The 8,916-nt window shown below is 39.1% G+C and carries 10 protein-coding genes, 1 tRNA gene and 1 other RNA gene; 9 read left to right on the top strand and 3 right to left on the bottom strand.

The genetic code is table 11. The features are described 5' to 3' along the window. Window positions 1-822 (top strand): serine--tRNA ligase (gene serS, locus ACI48O_RS22495; RefSeq protein WP_435564049.1); only part of this gene is annotated, 822 nt, incomplete at its 5' end. A 110-nt stretch (window positions 823-932) separates the two neighbouring features. After that, window positions 933-1,025: transfer RNA gene (locus ACI48O_RS22490), tRNA-Ser, on the top strand. Window positions 1,026-1,195: 170 nt separating this feature from the next. Here ACI48O_RS22490 and ACI48O_RS22485 read toward each other — a convergent pair. The 3 genes from ACI48O_RS22485 to ACI48O_RS22475 all read right to left on the bottom strand — a co-directional run bounded on the left by ACI48O_RS22485 (window position 1,196) and on the right by ACI48O_RS22475 (window position 3,970). Further along, on the bottom strand, window positions 1,196-1,864 hold the full coding sequence (locus tag ACI48O_RS22485) for a deoxynucleoside kinase (RefSeq protein ID WP_435564048.1): 669 nt from the start codon (window positions 1,862-1,864) through the stop codon (window positions 1,196-1,198). Then, window positions 1,861-2,502 (bottom strand): deoxynucleoside kinase, encoded by a 642-nt coding sequence (locus tag ACI48O_RS22480; protein WP_435564047.1) that lies wholly within the window; start codon window positions 2,500-2,502, stop codon window positions 1,861-1,863. Before ACI48O_RS22480 ends, ACI48O_RS22485 begins: the two co-directional genes overlap by 4 nt. Window positions 2,503-2,686: 184 nt before the next feature. Continuing rightward, window positions 2,687-3,970, bottom strand: a complete 1,284-nt coding sequence (locus ACI48O_RS22475; RefSeq protein ID WP_435564046.1) for a glycosyl hydrolase family 18 protein — start codon at window positions 3,968-3,970, stop codon at window positions 2,687-2,689. Window positions 3,971-4,164: 194 nt separating this feature from the next. On the opposite strand from ACI48O_RS22475, the gene tadA reads away from it, so the two are divergent. From tadA to ACI48O_RS22440, 7 genes are all read left to right on the top strand, one after another. Further along, window positions 4,165-4,680: a tRNA adenosine(34) deaminase TadA gene (tadA, locus tag ACI48O_RS22470; protein WP_435564045.1), complete on the top strand. Its 516-nt coding sequence runs from the start codon at window positions 4,165-4,167 to the stop codon at window positions 4,678-4,680. 54 nt (window positions 4,681-4,734) lie between these two features. Then, an RNA gene (gene ffs / locus ACI48O_RS22465) (signal recognition particle sRNA large type) lies at window positions 4,735-5,000 on the top strand. 353 nt (window positions 5,001-5,353) lie between these two features. After that, a complete protein-coding gene (gene dnaX / locus ACI48O_RS22460) occupies window positions 5,354-7,048 on the top strand; it encodes a DNA polymerase III subunit gamma/tau (protein WP_435564044.1) in 1,695 nt (564 codons plus the stop codon). 26 nt (window positions 7,049-7,074) lie between these two features. After that, complete coding sequence (locus ACI48O_RS22455) at window positions 7,075-7,389, top strand: YbaB/EbfC family nucleoid-associated protein (RefSeq protein WP_435564050.1); 315 nt, start codon at window positions 7,075-7,077, stop codon at window positions 7,387-7,389. Between the two features lie 15 nt (window positions 7,390-7,404). Next, complete coding sequence (recR, locus tag ACI48O_RS22450; protein WP_435564043.1) at window positions 7,405-8,001, top strand: recombination mediator RecR; 597 nt, start codon at window positions 7,405-7,407, stop codon at window positions 7,999-8,001. A 17-nt stretch (window positions 8,002-8,018) separates the two neighbouring features. Beyond that, window positions 8,019-8,237 (top strand): YaaL family protein, encoded by a 219-nt coding sequence (locus ACI48O_RS22445; RefSeq protein WP_435564042.1) that lies wholly within the window; start codon window positions 8,019-8,021, stop codon window positions 8,235-8,237. Window positions 8,238-8,325: 88 nt separating this feature from the next. Continuing rightward, window positions 8,326-8,589 carry a pro-sigmaK processing inhibitor BofA family protein gene (locus tag ACI48O_RS22440; protein ID WP_435564041.1) on the top strand — a complete coding sequence of 88 codons (264 nt, stop codon included), beginning with the start codon at window positions 8,326-8,328 and terminating at the stop codon, window positions 8,587-8,589. Window positions 8,590-8,916 lie beyond the last annotated feature (327 nt).

Below are 8,916 nucleotides of genomic sequence, written 5' to 3'. Positions count from 1 at the left end.
CGGGCTGGAAAAGTAACCGGAAGCCGCTTTGTTTTTTATAAAGGGTTAGGGGCAAGATTAGAACGTGCGTTAATTAACTTCATGCTGGACCTTCACGTTGATGAGCATGGATATAAAGAAGTATTACCTCCATACATGGTTAATCGAGCTAGCATGACTGGAACTGGCCAACTGCCAAAATTTGAAGAAGATGCGTTTTTAATCGAGAGCGAAGATTATTTCCTAATCCCAACTGCTGAGGTACCTGTAACAAATCTTCACCGTGATGAGATATTAAACGGAGATGAACTGCCAATTAGTTATGCAGCCTTTAGTGCATGCTTCCGTTCTGAGGCGGGCTCAGCTGGCCGGGATACACGTGGACTCATTCGTCAGCATCAATTTAACAAAGTAGAGTTGGTTAAATTTGTGAAACCGGAAGAATCTTATGATGCGCTTGAGAAATTAACCGGTCATGCTGAAAAAGTACTTCAGTTATTAGGCCTTCCTTATCGGGTCATGAGCATGTGTACGGGTGATTTAGGCTTTACGGCTGCTAAGAAATACGATATCGAAGTATGGCTTCCAAGCTATAATACATATCGTGAAATTTCTTCTTGCAGTAATTTTGAAGGCTTCCAAGCAAGACGGGCCAATATCCGCTTCCGTCGTGATCTTAAAGCTAAGCCTGAGCATGTTCATACATTAAATGGCTCTGGTCTGGCACTTGGAAGAACAGTAGCTGCCATTTTAGAAAACTATCAACAAGAGGATGGAAGTGTTTTAATCCCTGAAGCATTACAGCCATATATGGGTAAACATACTGTCATTCGTCCTGAATAGAAAAAACGTAGTGCATCCGATTTTTCGATGGGCGGAAAATTCCGCCCATTTTTTTATTTTATTATGTTGACATTGTATTTTAGGCATGTTATATTATTTCTTGTCAATACGGAGGAATACCCAAGTCCGGCTGAAGGGATCGGTCTTGAAAACCGACAGGCGGGTTAAACCGCGCGGGGGTTCGAATCCCTCTTCCTCCGCCATTACACCTTTGAAATTAATGACTAATGTGCATAAAAATTGGAGATTGAGCCTGCTACTTTTCGGTAGCAGGTTTTTTTGACCTTTCATAAAGAAAATTCGACATTTCTATGACATAAAAAAACAGACAGTACCCCCTGAAATTAAGGAGGTACTGTCTGTTTTTGTTCCGTTATCTTTTTAGCAACTGAGTTTGTTTCATATTATAGGAAATTCTTTCGATAATTTGTTCAATAGAGTCTTCTTTTTGTAGAATGTCATATTCATTTATATTTAAGCGAAGCACTGGACATGCACTAAAGGAATTGATCCAATCTTCATAGCGTTTGTGCATTTCAAGCCAATAATCGATAGGAGTTTGTTGCTCCATTGGACGGCCGCGCTCTTTTATGCGCTCAAGAATATCATCAATCGATCCTTCTAGATAGATTAACAAATCTGGATGAGGGAAGTATGGTGTCATCACCATTGCATCAAAGAGACTGGTATATGTTTCGAAGTCGACTTCTGACATCGTTCCTTTTTCGTAATGCATTTTCGCGAAAATACCCGTATCCTCATAGATTGATCGATCTTGAATAAAGCCGCCGCCATACTCAAAGATTCGTTTTTGTTCTTTAAAGCGCTCGGCTAAAAAGTAAATCTGTAGGTGGAAGCTCCAACGGTTAAAGTCATCATAGAATTTATCTAAATAAGGGTTATTATCCACTTTTTCAAAAGATGTTCTAAATTCTAATGCATTTGCTAGTGCATTGGTCATCGTGGATTTTCCAACACCTACAGTGCCAGCAATGGTAATAACGGCATTGGTGGGAATTTGATATTTCATTCGTAAGTTCATAGCTGCGGACTCCTTTTATTCACATGTTTCGAAACGATATCTAGGATGAATGAGAGATCTTCTTCTTGTTTGACGAAATCCAACTCATCGCCACTGAAGCGCAGAACGGGGATTTCTGGATGTTGTTTCTCAAATTTCAACATGGCTTGTTCATAATCGAGGGATAGTTGCTTTAGATAAAGAGGGCTTATATTTCTTTCAACTTCTCTGCCTCTAATTTGAATCCTTTTTAAAAGAGTATCAAGGCTTGCGTTTAAATAAATAATCACATTAGGTTTAGGCATATCGGATGTAAGAATTTGATAAATTTTATAATACTTTTCATATTCCTCTTGATTTAAAGTGCGCCCAGCAAAAATTAAATTTTTAAAAATATGATAATCAGCTACGACAGGTTTATTTTTTGAAAGGTAATAGTCTTGGATGTCTCCTAATTGTTTATAACGATTACACAAGAAGAACATCTCGGTTTGAAAACTCCACTCTTCTATGTTTTCATAAAACTTCCCTAAAAATGGGTTTTCATCGACTATTTCTTTTAGTAACGTAAATTGAAACTTTTCAGATATTGCTTTTGCAAGAGAGGTTTTCCCCACACCAATTGGTCCCTCTACCGTGATAAAAGGTGTTCCCTCCATCATTGTCCTCCTCTATTTATCTCTATACGTATTTGTTTTTTTGTTATTTATATATAATAACTGAGAGTGTGCAAAGGATATTGTAACACACATTAGGTCTGAGGCGAATGTGACATTATTTGTATTTTTAAGGGTAAAAAAAAGACTGCAGATAGCGCAGTCTTTTTGTTTAGGTATATGTGGTCTAGCGTTTTACAACATTGAAATTTTCAACAATTAACAGCCAATTTTGAGGGAAGGCTAATCCAAGCTTCCAATAGCTTATTCCACGCAAATTTTGTTCTTTAATTAAGTTGAATTTTGCCTGAATGGAACGAGCATCCTCAAACCAAACCTCATGCTGTTTTCCTTGATCGTCGGTGTAATTAAAATGAGGAGCTTGAGCTTTTGGATCATATTGAATGGCTACATTGTATCTTGCAGCAAGCTGAATCGCCTGCTGAGGACTGACAGCTCGAGCTACCGTTCCTTGCACAAATGGTAGGGTCCAATCGTAGCCATAAAGATTTTGGCCCATCATAATTTTTTGCCCCGGCATTTCCGTTAAAGCGTATGTGATAACTTTCCTAACCTGGTCAATCGGTGAAACAGCCATGGCAGGTCCACCGCTATAGCCCCATTCGTAAGTCATAATAACGACAAAGTCAACGATTTCTCCATGGGCTCGGTAATCATGGGCTTCATACCATTCACCCTTTTGAGTTGCGCTTGTTTTTGGCGCGAGCGCGGTTGAAATAAGCCAACCTTCCTGTTTAAAGCGATCGCGTGCTCTTCGCAAAAAACGATTATAAGCTTCCCGATCCTCGGGGCGTAAGAATTCAAAGTCAAAGTGGATATCTCTAAATCCATATCGTCTGGCAGTAGTGACAATATTATTAAGAAATCTCGTTTGAATCTCCATGTTATTAAGGAGAATTTGTCCGAGCTCTGCATTAAATTGATCATTTTCTTGATTCGTTATCACCATCATTAATGTATTATTATTCGCTCTAGCAATCGCCGGAAAATTATTTAACAGGGGTTCTTTAAGACTTCCATCTCTTAATGCTTGAAAGCTAAAGGGAGCTAAATAGGTTAAATAGGGCGCAGCCTCCCTTGCGCTGGCTTCTAAAGCAGGAGCAACCGTTTGTCCCCGTGGTTCAACATATGCATTAGTTTCGGCATTTCTTTTTGGACGAGGCGGGATGTAAAGACGCAATCCAATGGTTAGCGGCTGGTTTACTGGAATTCGATTGATTGCGGCTAATTGTTGAGGTGTTACCCCGAACTTTCTCCCGATTGACCAAAGGCTGTCACCACTCTGCACCCAATAAAATCTTCCGACAATCGGAATAACCAATGTTTGTCCTTGTACTAAGTCATTTGGATTAGGTATATCGTTTGCTTCAATAAGATCATCAACAGTTGTGCTATAGGCTTGTGCAATTCCGAATAACGTTTGGTTTGGCTGTATGACATGGATTTGCATATAAATCCCCCTTATGAACACATAAATATTAATCATTTTATGATTGAAAAAAAAATAAATGATAATTTTAAGAACCCTATAAAATCTCCATAAAAATTATTCCTTAACACACAAGCCTTATAGGTCTCTTTAACAATGGAAACAAATATAGTAAGATTGCCTAAAGAAATAACAGTGTATAGAAGGGGTTCTACATGGGAGATAACCTGAAAAAAGATGAATTTTATATGTTAGAGGCGATTAAAGAGGCAAAGAAGGCAGAAGCAAAAGAGGAAGTACCTATTGGAGCTGTTGTCGTCCTAAACGGTGAAATCATCGCAAGAGCACATAACTTACGTGAGACTAAACAAAATGCCTTAGCCCATGCCGAGCTGCTTGCGATTGATCAAGCATGCCAGGAACTTGGGACTTGGAGGCTTGAAAATGCCAGTTTGTATGTAACGCTAGAACCGTGTCCGATGTGTGCCGGTGCAGTTATTTTATCTCGGATTGGTCGAGTTGTTTACGGAGCTAAAGACCCAAAGGGTGGTTGTGCGGGGACGTTTATGAATCTGCCTGAGGACGAACGCTTTAACCACCGAAGTGAAGTAGTTTCGGGAGTATTAGAAAAGGAATGTGGCGAGCTTTTATCAAGTTTCTTTAGAGAAATTCGCAAGCGGAAAAAGAACGAGAAACAGCGACTTATTTCGGAGAATGACGCCTTACAATAATTAACAGCTAAATCGCATTGCATTTTTGAGTGAATGCTAGTATACTTCTAATTACCGTGCTAAGCGGGGAGGTAGCGGTGCCCTGTACTCGCAATCCGCTCTAGCGAGGCCGAATTCCCTCACTGAGGCTGGCTGACTGTAGGGTCTGCCTTAAGTAAGTGGCGTTGACGCCCGGGTCCTGCGCAATGGGAATCCATGAACCATGTCAGGTCCGGAAGGAAGCAGCATTAAGTGGAAGCTCCCATGTGCCGCAGGGTTGCCTGGGCCGAGCTAACTGCTTAAGTAACGCTTATGGTCGTCAGTCGACGGAGGGTGCACGGTATACATATAATAACAAAACTCATTCCAATATAGGGATGGGTTTTTTTATATTTTGGCTGTGTTTAAGCACAGTGTTGATTTTTTACGCAATGTTGATTGGAGCGGAAGGCACTTGACTCCTGCGGGAGCAGCGGGACAGGTGAGACCCCACAGGAGCTTTAGCTCCGAGGAGGCTCACCGCCCGCCCCGCGGAAAGCAAGCGCCTCTCGCTGCAATCAACAGTCAAGTTTAACACAGCCATATTTTTAAAATAGAACATGTGCCGAAAATTTTCTTTTTTCATTTTGTAATAATGAAAATGATTACGATATAATAGAGAAGATATTATTTAGACTTAAAAGGGGCGATTTCAGTGAGTTATCAAGCTTTATACCGTGTTTGGCGTCCGCAGGCATTTATCGATGTAGTAGGACAAGAACATGTAACAAAAACTTTACAGAACGCCCTGCTTCAGCAAAAGATTTCTCATGCCTATCTTTTTTCAGGTCCGCGCGGGACGGGAAAAACAAGTGCAGCTAAAATACTAGCTAAGGCAGTGAATTGTGAAAATGCGCCTGTAAGTGAACCATGTAATGAATGTGCTTCCTGTAAAGGGATAACGGACGGTTCCATACCGGATGTTATTGAAATAGATGCTGCTTCCAATAATGGGGTAGAAGAAATCCGTGATATTCGTGATAAAGTAAAATATGCCCCTACTTCAGTAAAATATAAAGTCTATATTGTAGACGAAGTACATATGTTAACGATCGGTGCCTTTAATGCATTGTTAAAAACTCTGGAAGAACCACCAAAGCATGTCATTTTTATCTTAGCAACGACTGAACCACATAAAATTCCGTTAACGATTATTTCTAGATGTCAACGTTTTGATTTTAAGCGAATTACACCTAAGGCCATTGTAAGCAGAATGAAGTTAATTGTTGATGAATCTGGAGTCGAGTGTGAACCACAGGCACTGCATGTTATAGCCAAAGCAGCAGAAGGTGGAATGCGGGATGCACTGAGTTTATTGGATCAGGCGATTTCATTTAGTGAGGATCTAGTTACCCTTGAGGACTCTTTGACAGTAACAGGCTCTGTTTCCCAAGGGTTTTTGAACAAAATGGCACGGGCCTTTCTTGAACAAGATACTGCTGGCGGTTTAGAAGCATTAGAGAGTTTATTGGCAAATGGAAAGGATCCATCAAGGTTTATTGAGGACATTATCTTTTACTATCGCGATATGCTACTATATAAAACGGCACCATTATTAGAAGAATCAATGGAAAAAGCGATGGCCGATGAGGAATTCAAACAAATCGCAAACGAGGTTCAGACGGACAGCATTTACGATCTTATTGAAATATTAAACAAAACTCAACAGGAAATGCGCTGGACCAATCATCCAAGAATTTTCTTAGAGGTTGCAATCGTCAAGCTTTGCCAATTACAGCGAACCACGAATGTTGAATCCATTTCTTCGCCAACGATTGATAAGCTTACCGAAAAAATTCAACAGCTAGAAGAAAAAGTTAAAGAATTAAGTACCAATGGAGCTCAAGCCATAACAAGCGAACCAGCTGCCTCAGCCCCTGTTCAAAGAAGCTCACGGAAAGGGTTTCAAGCTCCAGTCGGAAAGATAAATGAAATATTAAAGCAGGCAACTAAAAGTAATTTAACTTTAGTTAAAAGCAAATGGGCAGAAATGCGTGGCCTTTTAGCTCAAAAACAAATGCGATCGCAAGCTGCCTTGTTAAACGAAGCAGAACCTGTGGCAGCGGCAGAACATACATTTATAATAAAATTTAAATACGAAATTCATTGCCAAATGGCGATGGAAAATAACAGATTTCTTGAAACCGTCTCCTCTATTATGCAAGAATTGTTAGGGAAAAGAATGGAATTTCTGGGCGTACCAGAAGAACAATGGCATAATATACGAGAGAACTTTTTAGCGAGTCAGCGTAATGATACACCTGAAGAAGGACAAGAAACTTTAGAGGATCCATTAATTGCAGAGGCTAAAAAGCTTTTTGGTGAAGATCTTGTAGAAATTAAAGAATAAAACATAAGTGGAGGTTTTTTATTATGATGCGTGGCGGAAATATGCAAGGTATGATGAAACAAATGCAAAAAATGCAAAAGCAAATGGCGAAAGCTCAAGAGGAATTAGGCGAAAAAAGAATTGAAGGAACTGCCGGTGGCGTAGTAACGGTTATTGTTACTGGGCACAAAGAAGTAGTGGAAGTAAATATTAAACCTGAAGCAGTCGATCCAGAAGATGTTGAAATGCTTCAAGATTTAATTTTAGCTGCAACAAACGATGCTTTGAAAAAAGCGGATGACTTAGCAAACAACACAATGGGACAATTTACAAAAGGAATGAATCTTCCCGGATTGTTCTAGGAGGAATTAGACAATATGCATTATCCTGAACCGATTTCGAAGCTGATTGACAGCTTTATGAAATTGCCGGGAATAGGGCCGAAAACCGCCTCAAGACTGGCATTTTTTGTGTTAAGTATGAAGGAAGATATTGTATTAGATTTTGCAAAGGCATTGGTAAATGCTAAAAGAAATCTAACTTACTGTTCAGTATGTGGTCATATTACTGATCAAGATCCATGTTACATTTGTGAAGATCAGCGTCGTGATCGATCTGTTATCTGTGTAGTTCAGGATCCTAAAGATGTAATCGCAATGGAAAAAATGAAAGAGTTTTCTGGATTGTATCATGTATTACATGGAGCTATTTCTCCAATGGATGGAATTGGCCCAGAGGATATTAAAATTCCTGAATTGCTTAAAAGACTACAGGATGAAACAGTTGAAGAGGTTATTCTTGCAACCAACCCGAATATTGAGGGAGAAGCAACCGCAATGTATATTTCTCGTTTACTAAAACCAACTGGAATTCGCATTACCCGAATTGCCCACGGCTTACCAGTTGGGGGAGACTTAGAGTATGCTGATGAAGTTACCCTTTCGAAGGCGCTTGAAGGGCGAAGAGAAGTATAAATTACGGAGGGTGTACCATGTTTTTCCAACGAAAAGGAAGACTTCGCAAAGAATTTGATGAAAAGTTATTAAATAGGCTTCACCATTTACGGAACGACTGGAGTCATCAAAAAACTCTGGTAGAAAGATGTTTAGATCCATCTGAAGAAGTGATTAGTGATGCCAAATTGGCAGAGTTAAAATACTTCTTCTTAATTAGGGAAGCCAAAAGCCGAAATATATCAATAAGAAAATAATAATATTTATCCCTCTTACCATGGTCTTTTTCAGGAGACTTGTACATATCCTTTTACTGTAGGATTCTTAGGTAGGAGGGATTTTTGTTTGGAACCAATGTTGATTATCGCTGTTATTGTTGGTTTGGTTTTATTATTACTTTTTATTGGGGCGCCAGTAAAACCAATAAGATATATTGGACAAGGTGTGATCAAACTTCTAATTGGTGCCATATTGTTATTTTTTTTAAATACATTAGGAAATCAATATGGGATCCATGTTCCGATAAACTTTATTACTACGATGATCTCGGGCTTTCTTGGTATTCCAGGTTTAGCAGCTCTTGTGGCAATTCAGATTTGGGTTATATAACCTTTGGGTTGATCCGTCAATAATGGCGGTTTTTATTTTTGTTCGAATGATTAAGATATGGGTATATTTAGATAAAAACATTTATTTATTTTAACATTGACGATTTAGTATAGGCATGCTATTATAATAAACGTCGCTTCAAAACGACATAAAACATTATTAAAAAAATGTTTGACAACGAAATGATAAAGTGTTATATTAATAAAGTCGCTTCTGAGCGATAAACAAAAATTGCTCTTTGAAAACTAAACAAACAAACGTCAACAATAATATTTTATAGTGTGATCGACTTCGGTCGAGAAACACTAGCCAACGTAACTTTTATGA

Origin of the sequence: Neobacillus terrisolis (assembly GCF_051233475.1) — a bacterium.
Lineage (GTDB): Bacteria > Bacillota > Bacilli > Bacillales > Cytobacillaceae > Bacillus_BU.
The sequence above is the reverse complement of the archived record's forward strand: the minus strand, read 5'-3'. Positions and strand labels throughout refer to the sequence as shown.